The sequence below is a fragment of the Streptomyces mayonensis genome (assembly GCF_018982965.1).
In the GTDB taxonomy this organism is placed as follows: domain Bacteria; phylum Actinomycetota; class Actinomycetes; order Streptomycetales; family Streptomycetaceae; genus Streptomyces; species Streptomyces mayonensis.
Genome location: NZ_JACBYP010000039.1, coordinates 17,638 through 32,679 on the forward strand (window position 1 = coordinate 17,638; position 15,042 = coordinate 32,679).

The 15,042-nt window shown below is 74.5% G+C and carries 13 protein-coding genes; 4 read left to right on the forward strand and 9 right to left on the reverse strand.

Features of this window, described 5'->3' with window-relative positions:
* Positions 1-248: 248 nt before the first annotated feature.
* From HZS56_RS17080 to HZS56_RS17090, 3 genes are read right to left on the reverse strand one after another with little or no spacing between them, the layout of a single operon-like run.
* Positions 249-1,067, reverse strand: coding sequence for a polysaccharide deacetylase family protein (locus tag HZS56_RS17080; RefSeq protein ID WP_216721560.1), 819 nt, complete (start codon positions 1,065-1,067; stop codon positions 249-251).
* Positions 1,060-2,118 (reverse strand): glycosyltransferase family 2 protein, encoded by a 1,059-nt coding sequence (locus HZS56_RS17085; protein ID WP_253914396.1) that lies wholly within the window; start codon positions 2,116-2,118, stop codon positions 1,060-1,062. The genes HZS56_RS17080 and HZS56_RS17085 overlap by 8 nt, the downstream gene beginning before the upstream one ends.
* A complete protein-coding gene (locus tag HZS56_RS17090; RefSeq protein WP_216721561.1) occupies positions 2,115-3,002 on the reverse strand; it encodes a glycosyltransferase family 2 protein in 888 nt (295 codons plus the stop codon). Before HZS56_RS17090 ends, HZS56_RS17085 begins: the two co-directional genes overlap by 4 nt.
* A gap of 536 nt (positions 3,003-3,538) precedes the next feature.
* Here HZS56_RS17090 and HZS56_RS17095 point away from each other — a divergent pair.
* Positions 3,539-4,345, forward strand: coding sequence for an SGNH/GDSL hydrolase family protein (locus HZS56_RS17095; protein ID WP_216721562.1), 807 nt, complete (start codon positions 3,539-3,541; stop codon positions 4,343-4,345).
* Between the two features lie 37 nt (positions 4,346-4,382).
* On the opposite strand, the gene HZS56_RS17100 is transcribed toward HZS56_RS17095, so the two are convergent.
* The 4 genes from HZS56_RS17100 to HZS56_RS17115 all read right to left on the reverse strand — a co-directional run bounded on the left by HZS56_RS17100 (position 4,383) and on the right by HZS56_RS17115 (position 10,777).
* Positions 4,383-6,083: a serine/threonine-protein kinase gene (locus HZS56_RS17100; RefSeq protein WP_216721563.1), complete on the reverse strand. Its 1,701-nt coding sequence runs from the start codon at positions 6,081-6,083 to the stop codon at positions 4,383-4,385.
* Between the two features lie 81 nt (positions 6,084-6,164).
* Positions 6,165-7,706, reverse strand: coding sequence for an urease accessory protein UreH domain-containing protein (locus HZS56_RS17105; RefSeq protein WP_216721564.1), 1,542 nt, complete (start codon positions 7,704-7,706; stop codon positions 6,165-6,167).
* Entirely contained in the window at positions 7,703-9,217 is a 1,515-nt protein-coding gene (locus HZS56_RS17110) for a tetratricopeptide repeat protein (RefSeq protein WP_253914397.1), read from the reverse strand. The genes HZS56_RS17105 and HZS56_RS17110 overlap by 4 nt, the downstream gene beginning before the upstream one ends.
* 33 nt (positions 9,218-9,250) lie before the next feature.
* Complete coding sequence (locus tag HZS56_RS17115) at positions 9,251-10,777, reverse strand: DUF4331 domain-containing protein (protein ID WP_216721565.1); 1,527 nt, start codon at positions 10,775-10,777, stop codon at positions 9,251-9,253.
* Positions 10,778-11,071: 294 nt separating this feature from the next.
* Here HZS56_RS17115 and HZS56_RS17120 point away from each other — a divergent pair, with 294 nt between their 5' ends.
* The 3 genes from HZS56_RS17120 (at position 11,072) to HZS56_RS17130 (ending at position 12,817) form a co-directional block, all read left to right on the forward strand.
* Positions 11,072-11,614 carry a sigma-70 family RNA polymerase sigma factor gene (locus HZS56_RS17120; protein ID WP_216721566.1) on the forward strand — a complete coding sequence of 181 codons (543 nt, stop codon included), beginning with the start codon at positions 11,072-11,074 and terminating at the stop codon, positions 11,612-11,614.
* Positions 11,611-12,432: an anti-sigma factor gene (locus HZS56_RS17125; RefSeq protein WP_216721567.1), complete on the forward strand. Its 822-nt coding sequence runs from the start codon at positions 11,611-11,613 to the stop codon at positions 12,430-12,432. The genes HZS56_RS17120 and HZS56_RS17125 overlap by 4 nt, the downstream gene beginning before the upstream one ends.
* A gap of 115 nt (positions 12,433-12,547) precedes the next feature.
* Positions 12,548-12,817 (forward strand): hypothetical protein, encoded by a 270-nt coding sequence (locus tag HZS56_RS17130; RefSeq protein WP_031040890.1) that lies wholly within the window; start codon positions 12,548-12,550, stop codon positions 12,815-12,817.
* Between the two features lie 305 nt (positions 12,818-13,122).
* Here HZS56_RS17130 and HZS56_RS17135 read toward each other — a convergent pair whose 3' ends face one another.
* On the reverse strand, positions 13,123-13,875 hold the full coding sequence (locus tag HZS56_RS17135; protein ID WP_253914406.1) for an ABC transporter permease: 753 nt from the start codon (positions 13,873-13,875) through the stop codon (positions 13,123-13,125).
* A 200-nt stretch (positions 13,876-14,075) separates the two neighbouring features.
* The gene (locus HZS56_RS17140; RefSeq protein ID WP_216721568.1) at positions 14,076-15,020 is read right to left on the reverse strand and encodes an ATP-binding cassette domain-containing protein; all 945 of its coding nucleotides are present in this window, start codon (positions 15,018-15,020) and stop codon (positions 14,076-14,078) included.
* Positions 15,021-15,042: the final 22 nt, after the last annotated feature.

Genomic DNA, 15,042 nt, shown 5'->3' on the forward strand with positions numbered 1-15,042 from the left:
CCCGGCCGCCGCGTGCACCCGGTTTCCAGCGCTCCCGGTTTCCAGCGCTCCCGGTTTCCCAGGCGCGCGCACGTCCTCCGGGGCGCAGCCCCTTCCCCGGGTTCCCGGGCGAGGGGCACGGCCCCTTCCTTGGCTTCCCCGGCTTCCCCGGGCGCAGGCGGTGCCTACGGACCGCGGTGGCGCCGGGGCCGGTGCACGGTGGCGGCCGGACCGGCGCCCGGTGCCGGCCGGACCAGGCGCACGGTGGTTCAGGCGCCGGCCCCCGACACCTTCCGCCGTGCCTGCCGTGTTCTGCGGAGTACGGCGTACCCCTTGGTCAGGGCCCGGTCCACGGCGAAGGTCCGGGCGATCGCGCGGCCCTCGACCAGCCGCGCGAACTCCTCGGGCCCCGTCGAGCGGCGCACGGTCACCCGCCGCAGGGCGTACGGCCCCTGGCCGCGGCGGGCCAGGCCGTTGCCGACCGCGACCGCCTGCGCGTACCCCGTCTCGCGCACCGCCCGCCGCACCCGGCGGTCGGAGTACCCGTACGGATAGGCGAACGAGGCCGGTACGGCGCCCAGTTGGTCGGCGACGATCTCCTTGCTGTGGATCAGCTCGTGCCGCAGCCGCTCCTCGCCGACCTGGTCGAGCTGCGGATGGGTGTGGCTGTGCCCGCCGATCTCCACGCCCGCGGCGGCCAGTTCGCGCACCTGGTCCCAGTCGAGCATGGTGTCCGGGGCGCCCCCGCTGCCGTACGGGCCCCGCAGCCAGCCGGTGGTGACGAACAGGGTGGCCGGGAAGCCGTGCTGGGCGAGGACCGGCAGGGCGTGGCGGTGCACGCCCGCGTAGCCGTCGTCGAAGGTGATCAGGACGGGCCGGCTCGGCAGCGGCCGGCCGGAGCGCCAGGCGGCGGCCAGCTCCGCCGTGCCGACCGGGGTGCGGCCCCGGTCGGCGATGGCCGCCATCTGCTCGGCGAACGCCCGAGGGGTCACCGACAGCGCACGGGTCGCGTCGTTGGGACCGGCCGCGACCGCGTGGTACATGAGGACCGGCACCCGCGTGTCGGCCTCGCGGACCTCCTCAGCCATGTGCGCCCTCCCCGACCGGCGCTGAGGAGAAGGCGGCTCCGCCGCGCCGCGCCCGCAGGCTCCCCACCGCGTAGCCGCCCGCCGCCGTCAGCACCCCGGCGACGATCGCGCCCGCCCGGCCCGCACCGCCCGGCCGGGCCAGTACGGCGTCGCGCAGCCCGCGCACCACCCCGGCGGGCAGCACCCGGGTGGCGTACCGGCGTTCGGACTCCAGCCCCTTCTCCGCGCCGACGCTGCGTGCCACCAGGGCCTTCGACAGGCCCTCCGCGTAGGTGCGGGCGCGGAAGTAGGCGAAGTGCTCGCGCGGCTCCGGCACCCGGTGGTGGATCACCGCGCGGTCGTCGATCAGCAGCACGGCGCCGGGCCGGGCGCGGGAGAGCCGGATGCACAGCTCGGTCTCCTCGCAGCCCAGCGGACGCTTGTCGCCGTCCCGTCCGATGCCGGTGGCGAAGCCGCCCGCCGCGTCGAACGCCTCGCGCCGGAAGGAGGCGTTGCCGCCCAGCACGTTGCGCACCCGGACCCGGCCGGGCGGCAGGCCGCGGTACGTGCAGCCCACCACCCAGTCGAACTCCTCGGGGAACCAGTCGGGCCGGCGCCCCGACGCCCAGACGGGCACGGTGCGCCCGCCGACGGCGACGACCGCCGGGTCGGCGTACCCCTCGGCGAAGTGCCCGAGCCAGTCCCGCTCGGCCACGGCGTCGTCGTCGAGGAAGGCGATCACCTCGCCGCGCGAGGCGGCGATTCCGGTGTTGCGGCCGGCGGAGAGGCCGCGGGGGCCCGCGTTGGCAAGCACCCGCACCTCCCGGCCCGCCCCGTGTTCCGCGTCGTCCCCCTGCGCGTACTCCGTCAGCAGCCGCTCCCGCAGTGCCTCGTTGTGGTCCACGACCAGCAGCGTCTCCAGGGCCGGGCGGGACTGCGCCCGTACCGAGGAGACCGCCGCGAGGATGTCCTCCCAGCGGTCCTCGGTGTAGACGCAGATCACCACCGAGAACGTGGGGGAGGCTGGTGAGGTGGGGGAGACGGAGGCGCGGGAGACGGCGGGAGCGCTCAAGACGCCTTCTCCGGGACCGGTCCGACGGCGGCCAGCGTCGTCGCGCGCGTACGGCTGCGCAGCGCCCGCCGGTTGGAGCGCTCGCCGAGGATGACTCTGAGCACCCGCAACCCGTCCCGCACCGCGCGCAGGTTGCTGACGCCGTGGATGCGCAGGTACTCGTGACTCGGTATCTCCTGGACCTTCAGCCCGGCCTTCACCACCCGGATGTTCATCAGCGTCTCGACCTCGAAGCCGGTGCAGTCGAGGTCGATCTCGTCGAGGCAGTGCCGCCAGAACGCGTTGTAGCCGTAGCACAGGTCGGTGTAGCGGGCGCCGAACTTCCGGTTGACCACCGCGCACAGGGCGCGGTTGCCGAGCTTGCGGATGAAGGTCATGTCGTCGGTGCCGCCGCCGTTGGCGAAGCGGGAGCCCTTGGCGAAGTCGGCGCCGGAGACGAGCGCGGAGACGTACGAGACGATCTCCTGCCCGTCGGCGGAGCCGTCGGCGTCGACCATCACGACGATGTCGCCGGTGCACGCCTCGAACCCGGTGATCAGCGCGTCCCCCTTGCCCTTGCCGCGCTGCCCGACGATCCTGACGCCGGGCCACAGCTCCCGGGCGACCTCGACGGTGGCGTCGGTGGAGTTGCCGTCCACGAGGACGACCTCGTGGATCCAGTCGGGCAGCGTCTTGAAGACGTAGGGAAGGTTCTCCGCCTCGTTCATGGCGGGTATCACCACGCTCACCGGCGGTGCTATGGCCAGGTGCGAGGAGACGGGCCGGTACTTGCCGGCGGGCGACGGGCCGGATGACGGATCGTACGACGCGTCGTGCGACGTACCGGGCGATGCACCGGGCGACGGATCGCCGCCCGTGGACACCGGCTGCAGAACTGAGCTCATGGGTCTGGTCCCTCTCGTCCGGTGGACCGCCCGCCCCAGGGGCGGTCCGGCTCTGTGTCCGGTTCGAAAGGGGGGTTCTCACTCACGGCACGCCGCGATCCTGCTCCGTGCGTGCCGGGCGAGCCGGCAAAGCCCGTCGGCGCCGCGAAGAAAACGGCAGCCGACCGCGCGGCACGGCCCGGCGACCGGCGTGGTCACCGAGCACGACACCCCCCTACCGCGCATCCCGTCCCGGTCCGCCGCGGCCTCGAGCCCTCCCCTGAGCCGCTTGCCGACGCACCGATACGGGAGATGTATGACGGTATTGACGATTGAAGTCGTATGGCAAGACCTGGAAGCAGGTCTCACGTTTTTGTCGTTTTGGACGGGCCTCAATGTGGCGCAGCGCGCGTCGGAGCGTCAAGGGCGCACTGGCGTTCCCCCTGACTTTCGTCCGAATTTGAACGAGTGTCAGCCATTTATTGGCATGCACACGTAGTGTCAACGCGCGTAGTGGGTACCACCGTTATGGCAGAGATCCTGCTAAGGGAGGTTCCATGAGACGTTTCCGACTTGTCGGCTTCCTGAGTTCAGTCCTCCTCGCCGCCGGCGCCGCCCTCACCGGGGCCGCGACCGCCCAGGCGGACCAACTCGCCGCAGCCGAGGGCTATGTGGCGCTCGGCGACTCCTACTCCTCCGGGGTCGGAGCGGGCAGCTACATCGGCTCCAGCGGCGACTGCAAGCGCAGCACCAAGGCCCACCCGTACCTGTGGGCGGCCGCCCACTCACCCTCGACGTTCGACTTCACCGCCTGTTCCGGCGCCCGTACGGGTGATGTTCTCGCCGGACAACTCGGCCCCCTCGGCGCCGCCACCGGCCTCGTGTCGATCAGCATCGGCGGCAACGACGCGGGCTTCGCCGACGTCATGACGACCTGTGTGCTCCAGTCCGACAGCGCCTGTCTCTCGCGGATCGCCACCGCGAGGGCGTACGTCGACTCGACGCTGCCCGGCAAACTCGACGGCGTCTACTCGGCGATCAGCAGCAAGGCCCCGAACGCCCACGTCGTCGTCATCGGCTACCCGCGCTTCTACCAGCTCGGCACCACCTGTGTCGGCCTCTCCGAGGCCAAGCGGAAGGCGATCAACGACGCCTCCGACCTCCTCAACACCGAGATCGCCCAGCGCGCCGCCGCCCACGGTTTCACCTTCGGCGACGTGCGCACCACCTTCACCGGCCACGAGCTCTGCTCCGGCGACTCCTGGCTGCACAGCGTCAACTGGCTGAACATCGGCGAGTCGTACCACCCGACCGCCGCCGGTCAGTCCGGCGGCTACCTGCCGGTCCTCAACGGCGCCGCCTGACCCGGTGGACGGGCCCCAACCGCAGGAAGGGCGGGGCTCAACCGTAGGGAGAAGCGGAAGAGGAGGGGGAGGCTCCGCCCGTCGGAGTCTCCGTCCCCGTACCGGTCGCGCAGGTCACGGAGAACGCCACCGCGTTCGACGTGACCTGCACCGGAGCCCGCACCTCCACCCGCACCGCACCCTCGAACGCGCCGCTGTCGGCCTTCGTCGTCACCACCACCGAGTCCTGGCGCGAACGCTCCCCGCCCGACGGGAAGGACAGCGTCCGCCACCCCGGGTCGGAGACCGATCCGTCCGCCGTCACCCAGCGGTAGCCGACCTCCGCGGGCAGCCGCCCCACCGTGAACGTCGCCGTGAACGCGGGCGCGTCGTCGTGTGCCGGGGGACAGGGCCCCGAGTAGTGGGTGTGCGAGCCCGCGACCGACACCTTCACCGACTGCGGCGCCGGGCTGCTCCCCCCGCCGTGGCCGTCCGAGCCCGCGCCCGCGTCCGGGTCGGGATCCGAGTCCGTCGCCGTGCCCGCCCCGGCGCCGCCCTCGCTCGGGCCCGTCGACGAGTACCCCGGCCCGGCGCTCCCGCCGTCGCCCGAACCCGCCGCCCCGCCACCGCCGTCCGAGCCGTCCGAGCCGTTCAGCAGTGCGTACGTCAGCCCGGCCAGGGCCAGCGCGACGACGGCCAGCCCCACCAGCAGCACGATCCGCGCACGCCGGTCCCGGCCGACCGGGCCGTGTGGACTGCCGGGCGTGCCGGGCGCAGTGGCCGCGCTGGACGCGGACGCGGACGCGGCCCCGGTCCCCGGCGCCGGCACGGGGACGGGCGCCGGAGGCATCGGCGCGGTCTCCGGTGCCGGACGGACGGCGACCGTTTCCGCGTACGCGCCGGTCTGCGCCGGGGGCGCGCCCGCCGGCGCACCTCCGGCGCCCACGAGCCGCAGGTCCTGCTCGGCCCGCTCCGCCGCAAGGCGCTCGGCCGGGTCCTTGCGCAGCAGTCCCCCGACGACCGGCGCGAGCGCGCCGGCCCGTCGCGGCGGCGGCAACTCCTCGTCGACGACCGCCCGCAGAGTGCTCAGCGGCGTCTCCTGACGGAACGGGGAGACACCCTCCACCGCCGCGTACAGCAGCACGCCCAGCGACCACAGGTCGGACTCGGGACCGGGCGTGCGCCCCAGCGCCCGTTCCGGCGCGAGGAACTCGGGGGAGCCGACGACCTCGCCGGTCATGGTCAGTGCGGAGCTGCCCTCGACCCGGGCGATCCCGAAGTCGGTGAGCACCACCCGGCCGTCGTCGGCCAGCAGCACGTTGGCGGGCTTCACGTCCCGGTGCAGCACCCCGGCCGCGTGCGCGGCCCGCAGCGCCGCCAGCACCTCGGCGCCGATCAGCGCGGCGCGCCGCGGCTCCAACGGGCCCTCGGCGTCCAGCAGATCCGCGAGGGACAGCCCGCGGACCAGCTCCATCACGATCCAGGGGCGGTCGCCGTCGGTGGCCACGTCGTACACCGTGACCACGTTCGGGTGCGTGACCCGGGCGGCCGCCCACGCCTCGCGCTCCAGCCGGGCGTACATCCGGCGCACGTCGCTGCCCGGCAGCCCGGCGGGCGCCCGCACCTCCTTGACGGCCACCTCGCGCCGCAGCACCTCGTCGCGGGCGCGCCACACCGTGCCCATGCCGCCCTCGCCCAGAGGGGACAGAAGACGGTAGCGGCCGGCGATCACGCGCTCACCGGCGGGTTCCTCGGTCACCGGCGCCCTCCTGCGAGGTCTCGCTCGGACAATTCCCGGGAACGGGCCCGTGGTTCCTCCCGCTTTCCTCCCAAAAGTAGCTCAGCCGAGTGCGGATGCCGCCCCCCTGAACACCAATCCGGCCCCGAGCGCCACGACGACGCACGCCGACCCGAGCGGAGTGGCCCGGCGCAGCGTCGCCGCCAGCGGGCCGGACGTCCACCGGGGACGCCGCCGCAGCAGGCGGCCCACGCCACCGCCGAGCCGGACGACGGCGACCCCGGCGGCGGTGAGTGTGAGGGCGAGCCCGACGCCGTACGCCACCACGAGGAGCAGTCCGAACCACGCCTGCCCGAGCGCCGCCGCGCCGACGAGCACCACCACGGCCGACGGACTCGGCACGAGCCCGCCCGCGAACCCCATCAGGATCGTGCCGCGGAGGGTCGGGGACGCGGGGTGCGGGTGCGGATGCGGGTGGGAGTGGGAGTGCGTGTGCTGATGTGAGTGGGAGTGGTCGTGCGGGTGCGGGTGCGGGTGCGGGTGCGGGTGCGCGTGCGGGTGGTCGTGCGCGTGGCGGGTGTGGGGGGCCTTGCGGAGCGCGCGGCGTGCCAGGCTCGCACCCGCCAGTGCCACCAGGACGCCGCTGACGACACCGAGCCACGCGACGACCGAGGGCGCGGCCGCCGAGCCGGCCGTGACGAGCAGGCCGAGGGCGACCACCCCCAGGGTGTGCGTCACCGTCACCGAGGCCGCCATCGGCAGGACGTCCTTCAGGCGTGCCCCGCCGCCCCGAGCTGCCGCCGTCGCCGCCATCAGCGTCTTGCCGTGCCCCGGTGCCAGCGCGTGCATGGCACCGAGGGCGACCGAGACGACGAGGGAGAGTGCGGCGAAGCCGAGGGTGAGGTCGTGCCGCGCGACCAGCGAGTCCAGGGCGCGGGTCCACCGGTCGGCGCCGCGGGGCAGCACGGAGGCGGCAGGGGTGTCCTGCCGCTCCCGGTCCAGCGCGGGACCGCCGGGGACCGCCCGCAGGGACGCGCTCGCGGTGTCGGCCGGGGAGGACAACGACTCCTGCGGATACCGGGTCAGTTCGTGCGAGGCCGACTCCTCGGGTACGTCCGACGCGGTGAGCGTCGTACGGTCGCCGCGTGCGGTGATCTCCCGCCAGCCGGGCCCCGACGAGGCACCGGAGGCCCGGAAACCGACGGTCACCGCGCCGGACCCGGGAAGCGGCGCCGTCAGCCGGCACTCCAGCCGCAGGGTGTCGAGCCCGGCCTGGCCGGGCCGCACCTCGGCCCGGCCGTGCCGGACGGCGAGGGCGACGGCTCGGCCGCCGACGGTGAGGCGGCTGTCCCGCGCGGCCTGCTCGCAACGGCGCCGCGCCCACTCGGCCGCACCGAGCCGTTCGACGTCCGGGGCCGCCTGGGTCGCCGGGATCTCGGCGAGGTCCTCCACGTGGTCGACGCGCAGTTCGCCGGGTGCGACGACCAGACCGTCGTACCGGTTGACGGTGAAGTTGCCGAGCGGATGCGCGCCCGCGCCGGGCGACGGGAGCAGGACGAGCGCGCAGACCGCGGTGAGCACGGCGGCACCGCGGGCGAGGAGACGCCGGGGAAGCCCCCGGGCCGGGAGACGGCTGGGAGTCACCGGGTCGCCTGCGCTTCCTTCGGGCCGGTCGGTTCCGCCAGCGCCGTGCGGGCCTCGCGGGCGCCGAGCGGGGAGAAGCCCGGGTTGAGTTCCAGCGCCGCCGCGAGATGGCCGCGGGAGTCCCGTTCCCGTCCCACGGCCCGCTCGATCATGCCCAGGTGGTAGAGGAACGCGGCGTCGCGGTACCCCGTGGCGAGGGCCCGGCGGGCGTACGGCAACGCCTCCCGGTCCCGGCCGTTGACGTGCAGCGCCCAGGCGAGCGCGTCCGCCGTGTGCACGGTGCGGCGGCGGTCCCACTCGGCGCGGGCCGCGCGCAGTGCCGCATTCCGGTCGCCGTGGTCGGCGGCGGCGAGGGCCGTGTCCAGGTCCACGTCGACGCCGCCGGCCCGGGCGAGCGCCGTCCACGCGTCGACGAGGGCGTACTGCTCGCGCGCCGCCGCCCCGTCGCCGCGCGCCTCGTACAGCTCGCCGAGCGCGACGAGCGGACCGGGCAGCGGGGCCCTGGCGACGACCGCCTCCAGGTCCCCGACCGCCCCGTCCCGGTCACCGCTCGCGGCCTTCGCCCTGGCCCGGCCCTCCAGCGCGGGCAGGTAGGTGTCGTCGGCGGCGAGTGCGCGGGCGTAGTGGCGCAGGGCCGCCCGGTGGTCGCCCCGGTTCCAGGCCAGGCGGCCGAGCTGGGTGGCGACGTAGGCGACGTCGCCGGGGGACGCGGCACCCGCGAGCGCCTGTTCCAGGACCCGGCGCGCGGTGTCCGTGTCGCCGCGCAGCTCCCGCACGTAGGCGTACCGGGTGAAGACCGGGACGCCCGGACGCCGGGTGTCGGCCGTGCCGGCGGCCCGTGCGGCGTCGTCGTAGCGGCCGAGTTCGACCAGGGCGTCGACCCGGGAGCACAGGGCGCGTTCGTTGTAGGGGTTCGCCTTCAGGGCGCGGTCGGCGTACGCCAGCGCGCCCGCGAAGTCGTGCCGGGCGGCGGCGAGCGCGGCGTGGCCGGACAGGGCCTGGTCGTTGCCCGGCTCCAGTTCGAGGGAGCGCTCCAGCGCCCGCTCGGCCCTCGGGTAGCGCGAGGGGGCGCCGTCGGTGCGGGCCCGTTCGACGTGGGCGAGACCGAGGGCCGCCCAGCCGGTGAAGTCCCGCGGCTGGGCCTTCAGCCGGGCCTCGATCGCCGGCACGTCCAGGGGCGCCCCGGCACCGATCGGCACCGCGGGGTGCGGCGCGGTGGTGGCGCCCGCGGGCTGCCGGGTTCCGTCGACCGCGACGGCGCCCGCGGTGAGGGCGACGGCCAGGAGCGCGGCGCAGGCGGTGGCCCGGAGGCCCCGCCAACGGCGGGCGGCCGCCGCGTAGCGCCGCACGGCGGTCACCTTGGGCGCGTCGGCGTCTGCGTCTGCGTCGGCGTCTGCGGTGGGGACGCTCCGCGTCCCGGGCGCGTCGTCCTTCTCTTCCTTCTCTTCCTTCTCGTGCTGCTCGTGCCTGTCGTGCTTGTCGTGCTTGTCGTGCTTCTCGTACGAGGCCATGCCTCTCCTCAACGTCTGGGACGGGGGCGGGAGTCAGTACGCGCGGCCCCGGGCGCGGCGCCACCAGGCGACGGCTCCGCCGATCAGCAGGATGCCGACGGCCCCGGCGCCCGCCGACGCGGCGACGAGGGGCGTGTTGCCGGAGTCGCCCGGGCGCAGCGCGTCGCCGAGCTGGTTGCGTACGTCGTTGCCGTCGCCGGTGCCGTCGGCGAGCGGGCCGCGCGAACCCTCCGTCGGCTGGGCCACGTACGGGAAGGCCTGCTCGAACTCCTTGTCGTTGGCGTCCACCGCGTCGCCCAGGTCGTTCGCGGAGCCGACCAGTTCGCCCTCGACGACCTGGAGGGCGGCGTCGAGCACGTCGTCGGTCAGCCGGCGTCCGTTGGGGAAGCCCGCGTTGTCGCCGTCGAGGACGCCGAGGCGCTTGGGCTCGGCCGCCGGTGCGACCGAGGTGTTGAGGCGCAGCTGCTCGGAAGGGGTGACGTGGGGAGGCTGGTTGAGGTCCGCCACGCCCTTGAGGAAGACGTCGACGAGGTCGTCGCGCGGCTCGGCGGGCGCCTCGATGCCGTAGACCGCCTCGACGAGCTTCGGCAGCTCCGGGTTGGTGACGTTCGCCAGGAACTGCGCGTCGTCCGCCGGCTCGGAGGCGTTGAACGTGTCCTTGTCCTTCAACGGGTTGACGACCTCGTTCACCAGCGGGTTGCCGAGCCGCGAGACCTGGGTGAACTCCCCCTGGGCGTTCTTGCGCCGGGTCGTGGACCAGATGCCCACCACCGGCTGCTCCGCCGACTGGACGATCATGTGGTTCGGGACCTGGAGGGCGATCGAGTTGACGTTGTAGCCCTTGAGGGTGTCGTTGCCGACCTCCGACAGGTTCCCGCCGTACAGCAGGTCGAAGACGCGCAGGTCGAGGAAGAACGGGTCGTCGGCCTGCCCGGCGAACGTCTGCGCGCCGCCCTCCAGTTGGTGGACCGCCTGCTTCCGCAGCGTGCCGTAGTCCGGCATGGACGCCTTGCCGACGTTCGACGGCGCCACCGGGACGCCGTGGGCGAGCGGAGTGCGGGACGCCTCCTTCCCGCCGTGCAGCTCGATCAGTTCGAGGTCGTAGGTCTGTGTGATGTTGAGGTCCGGGTCGTCGAGGCCGGTGACCTCGCCGGTGTTGTAGAGGAACGTCTTGTCGTTCTTCGTGTGGGTGGTGAACGTGTACCGGAACACCAGGTCGCCGAGTGCGTCGCCGTCGTTGTCGACGTTCAGGTCGTACTGGGCGTCCTCGGCGAACGTGAAGAAGTTCGGCCCGCCCGCCGGTTCCTCGAAGGGGATCCAGTTCGCGACCAGCGTCGTGGTGTCCGGCCGGTCCGGGCTGACGAAGGCGTACAGGTCCGTGTTGTCGTACTGCGGCGTCCCCGATATCAGTGGTGCCTCCCGGTGGCTGGAGGCGGACGCCGCCCCCGGCTCCAGCGCGGTCGTCCCGGCGGCCGCGAGCCCGCCGGCGGCCAGCGCGCCGCAGAGCAGTGTGGCCACGCGCCGGAGCCTCGTCCCGGCGCCCTGGGAGATAGGAGTCATGCCGTCCGTCCTCTGTGCCGATGTGCCGACTTCCCTGACGCACCGGCATTCGGAGCATCCCCGGGGCCGGATTGGTCGGACCCGGAAATTGCCTCCGGGCCCGGCGAACCGCCTCCGGGTTCCCACGCCTCCTGGCCCGGCGAACCGCCTCCGGACCCGTCGGAAAACTGATTCCGTGCCCGGCCGACTGGCGTTTTCGGGCCGCCCGTCCGTAACTCCAGCCGGAGGGCGCGCCCGCGTGCGCCCGGCACAGACGGCGACGGGCCGGGCGCGGTCCGCGGAGAGGGGGAGCGGGTGGAGGCGGACGAGCTGCTGATGCTCGTGGCGGACGGCGACCAGAAGGCCTTCGAGGAGCTGTACGGGCTGGTCTCCGGCCCGGTGTTCGGACTCGTACGGCGAGTGGTGCGCGACCCCGCCCAGTCGGAGGAGGTGGCGCAGGAGGTGCTGCTCGAACTCTGGCGGTCCGCCGCGCGGTTCGACCCGCGCCGGGGGAGCGCCCTGTCCTGGGTCCTCACCGTCGCCCACCGCCGCGCCGTCGACCGGGTGCGCAGTGCCCGCGCGGCCGGCGAACGCGAGCGGCGCGAGGCCCGGCGCGCCCACCACCCCGCCTTCGACCAGGTCTCGGAGGAGGTCGAGGCGGGGCTCGAACGCGAGTGGGTGCGCCGCTGCCTGGACCGGCTGACCGCCCTGCAGCGCCAGTCGGTCACCCTCGCCTACTACGACGGCTACACCTACCGTGAGGTGGCCGAGCGCCTGTCCCTGCCGCTGGGCACGGTGAAGACGAGGATGCGCGACGGACTCAACCGGCTGCGCGACTGCCTGGGAGGTGCCGCATGAACCTCTTCGGCCGGCTGCCGCGCCGCGGCGCCCTCCACTCCCTGGCCGCTCCCTACGCCCTGGACGCCCTGGAGGACGACGAACGGGACCGCTTCGAGCGGCACCTGGAGGGCTGCGGCCGCTGCGCCGCCGAGGTGCGGGCCCTGTCCGAGGACGCCGTCCGGCTGGCCTGGTCCGCGGCCGCCCCGCCCCCGGCCGCGCTGCGCGACCGGGTCCTGGCCGCCGTACGCACCACCGCGCAGGAGCCCGCGCCGGGGCGCGGGCCGGGGCGCGGGCCCGTGTCCCGGCTGCCGGCGCACGTCTGGGGCGGACGGCCGGCCGAACGTTCCGGCGCGCCCCGGCCCCGGCCCCTGCTCGTGCCACTCGCCACGGCGACGGCCGCCGCGGCGCTCGTCGTCGCCTCGCTCTTCGCCGTCCAGGCGGACCGGACCCGGGACGAGCTGGACACCGCACAGGACCGGGCACGTGAGATCGCACACGTTCTGGCGGCACCGGACGCCCGCGCGACGAGCGACACGGACGACCGCGGGCGCGCCGTCACGGTCGTCGCCTCGGCGGCGGAGGGGCGCGCGGTGATCACCCTGAGCGGATACGGCGCGCCGCCGGACGACCGCGTGCGCCAGCTGTGGCTCATGCGCCCCGGCGCGCAGCCGCGCTCCCTGGGCCTCTTCGACGGCGACACGCCCCTGATCGCTTCCGGCCTCGAACGGTCCGCGACGTCACTGGCGGTGACGGTCGAACCCGGCGGCGGCTCGAAGCAGCCGACCAGCAGCCCGGTGGTCCAACTCACCCTGGAATCTGTCGGATTCGGAGAGTAATCGTCAACCCCCTTACGGGGAAGGTGAATCCTGTGACCGCGATACACGCATGCCGTACCGGGGCGATAGGGTTACTCTGCCCGGGCCGGGTGGACTCGTACGGGTGGGGAGTGACATGAATCAGATAACAGTGCACAGCAGGGCGAGGGTCCCTGCGATCACCTGCGGGAGCAGCGCCAGCAGCTCGCGCCTCGACCGCCATCTCGCGGTGCTCGGAGGGCCTGCCCTCCCGCAGCGGGAGACGGTGGAGGCGACGTCGCTGATGCGTGAGCTGACCGCGCGTGAGCCCGCCCACAAGCGCAGTGGCAGGGGTGCCAGGGTGCGCCGCGTCTCGCTGTTCGCGCCGCTGCGCCGACTGCGCCGCTCGCTGTTCGGCGGCAACTGAGCCCCGCAACTGAGCCCCGCGCTCCGGCGGTCACACCGTCCCGGCGCGGCGCCGCGCACCCGGCCGTCATCCCCACGGCACGCAGCGGCGCCCCGGTGTGTTCCCGGGCGCGGGAGTCCCCCGGGAGAACCGGCCGAGTACGCCGCCCGTACGCCTTCTCCCTGCCCGGTACGCCTCCCCCCCGCCCCCCGTAGGCCCGCACCCGCTCCGTCCCGCCTCCGTCCGCCTTCCGTCCCGCCGTCTCCCCACGGTCGGTGACGCACCCGCACCCGGGGCCGGTCGGCGAGGGTCCCTCCGCGGTCCGCTCAGCGCCCGCCGTGTGCGTACCGGCGTACGGCGAGCGGGACGAACACCGCGAGCAGCAGCGCGCACCAGCCCAGCGAACCGGCGACGGGATGCGCCACCGGCCAGGCCGCGCCGTCCGGCACGGGCGCGTTGCCGAACAGGTCCCGCAGCGCCGTGGTCACCGCGCTGATCGGGTTCCACTCCGCTACCGTGCGCAGCCACCCCGGCAGCCCCTCGGTCGGAATGTACGCGTTGGACAGCAGCGGCAGGATGAAGGTCGCGCCGCCCAGTTGACCGGCGGCCTCCTCATTACGGGTGAGCAGCCCCAGGAAGATCCCGATCCACGTCGTCGCGAACCGGAAGAGCAACAACAGCCCCACCGCGCCCACGGCGCCGGCCGCGCCGCCCTCGACCCGCCAGCCCACCGCGAGCCCGACGAGCAGTACCGGCACCGTCCCGGCGGCCGTGACCAGCACGTCCGCGACGGACTGCCCCAGCGGTACCGCCGCCCGGCTCACCGGAAGCGTGCGCAGCCGGTCCGTGACGCCCCGGTGGGCGTCCTGGGCCGCCTGGAACATGCCGGTCATGAGGCCGTTCGCGGCCGTCGCGACCAGCAGGCCCGGCACCAGGAACGCGCGGTACTCCGCGCCCGGCATCGCCAGCGCGCTGCCGAAGACGTAGCCGAAGAACAGCAGCATCGTGATCGGCATGGTCTGGGTGAGGATCAGCAGGCCGGGGTTGTTCCGGACCCGCCGCAACTGACGGCCCAGCATGGCCGATCCGTCCCGCAACAGGCCGTACGCGGGCGGCACCGCGTCCGTCGCCGCGTCGCGTGCGGTGTCCCGCGCCGCCTCCCGCGTCCCGTCCCGTGCGGTGTCCCGTGCGGTGTCCTGCGCCGTGTCGCGCGCGGCGTCCGAAGCCGCCTCCCGCGCGGTGTCCCGTTTCGTGTTCCGTGCGGTGTTCGTCGGCGGGTTCATGCGGCGGTCTCCTTGCTTCCGGTCAGGCGGAGGAAGGCGTCGTCCAGGGTCGGCGGGCGCAGACTCGCGTCCAGCAGGGGCACGCCCGCCGCGTCGAGTTCGCGCACCAGGCGGGGCAGGGTGAGGGTCGGATCGGTGCTGACGGCGCCCACGGTGCGCCGTTCGTGGTCCAGTACGGGCTCGGTGCCGGTCAGCCGGTCCAGGACCGCGGCCGCCCGCGGCACGGCGTCCGCGTCGCCGACGACCGCCTCTGCGTAGGTCCCCACCAGCGCCTTCAGTTCGGCCGGCGACCCGGTGTGTGCCGCCCGGCCCCGGTCCACCAGCACGATGTCGTCGGCCAGGCGGTCGGCCTCCTCCAGGTACTGCGTGGTGAGCAGCACGGTCGTGCCCTCGTCCTTCAGCAGGCGCACGGCCTCCCAGATCCGGTTGCGGCTGGCCGGATCGAGGCCGGTCGTCGGCTCGTCCAGGAAGAGCACGTCGGGGCGCCGGACGAGGCTCGCGGCCAGGTCGAGACGGCGCCGCAGCCCGCCGGACAGGGTGGACGCCGGGCGGTCGGCGGCCTCGGCCAGGCCGAAGCGGTCGAGCAGCTCCCCGGCCCGCGCCGCCGCGTCCCGCACCCGGTGCAGCCGGGCGAAGAGCCGGAGGTTCTGACGCCCGGTGAGGTCGCCGTCCACCGACGCGTACTGCCCGGTGACCCCGATCCGGCGCCGGACGGCGGCGGCCTCGCGGACCAGGTCGTGCCCGGCCACCCGTGCCGAGCCCGCGTCCGGCCGCAGCAGCGTCGTCAGCAGCCGCACCGCCGTGGTCTTGCCCGCCCCGTTCGGCCCCAGCAGCCCGCAGACCGTGCCCTCGGCCACCGCGAGGTCAAGACCGCGCAGGGCGCGCACCGCGCCGAAACGCTTCTCCAGACCCTCACTAAGTACAGCGTACGTAGTAGTCATGGGTCGACCATAGCGCACTACG

Excerpts from the sequence above, each read along its gene's own strand:
- HZS56_RS17135 (WP_253914406.1), bottom strand. The coding sequence starts at position 13,875 with ATGCTGGGCCGTCAGTTGCGGCGGGTCCGGAACAACCCCGGCCTGCTG.
- HZS56_RS17110 (WP_253914397.1), bottom strand. The coding sequence starts at position 9,217 with ATGGCCTCGTACGAGAAGCACGACAAGCACGACAAGCACGACAGGCAC.
- HZS56_RS17115 (WP_216721565.1), bottom strand. The coding sequence starts at position 10,777 with ATGACTCCTATCTCCCAGGGCGCCGGGACGAGGCTCCGGCGCGTGGCC.
- HZS56_RS17095 (WP_216721562.1), top strand. The coding sequence starts at position 3,539 with ATGAGACGTTTCCGACTTGTCGGCTTCCTGAGTTCAGTCCTCCTCGCC.
- HZS56_RS17080 (WP_216721560.1), bottom strand. The coding sequence starts at position 1,067 with ATGGCTGAGGAGGTCCGCGAGGCCGACACGCGGGTGCCGGTCCTCATG.
- HZS56_RS17090 (WP_216721561.1), bottom strand. The coding sequence starts at position 3,002 with ATGAGCTCAGTTCTGCAGCCGGTGTCCACGGGCGGCGATCCGTCGCCC.
- HZS56_RS17140 (WP_216721568.1), bottom strand. The coding sequence starts at position 15,020 with ATGACTACTACGTACGCTGTACTTAGTGAGGGTCTGGAGAAGCGTTTC.
- HZS56_RS17125 (WP_216721567.1), top strand. The coding sequence starts at position 11,611 with ATGAACCTCTTCGGCCGGCTGCCGCGCCGCGGCGCCCTCCACTCCCTG.
- HZS56_RS17130 (WP_031040890.1), top strand. The coding sequence starts at position 12,548 with ATGAATCAGATAACAGTGCACAGCAGGGCGAGGGTCCCTGCGATCACC.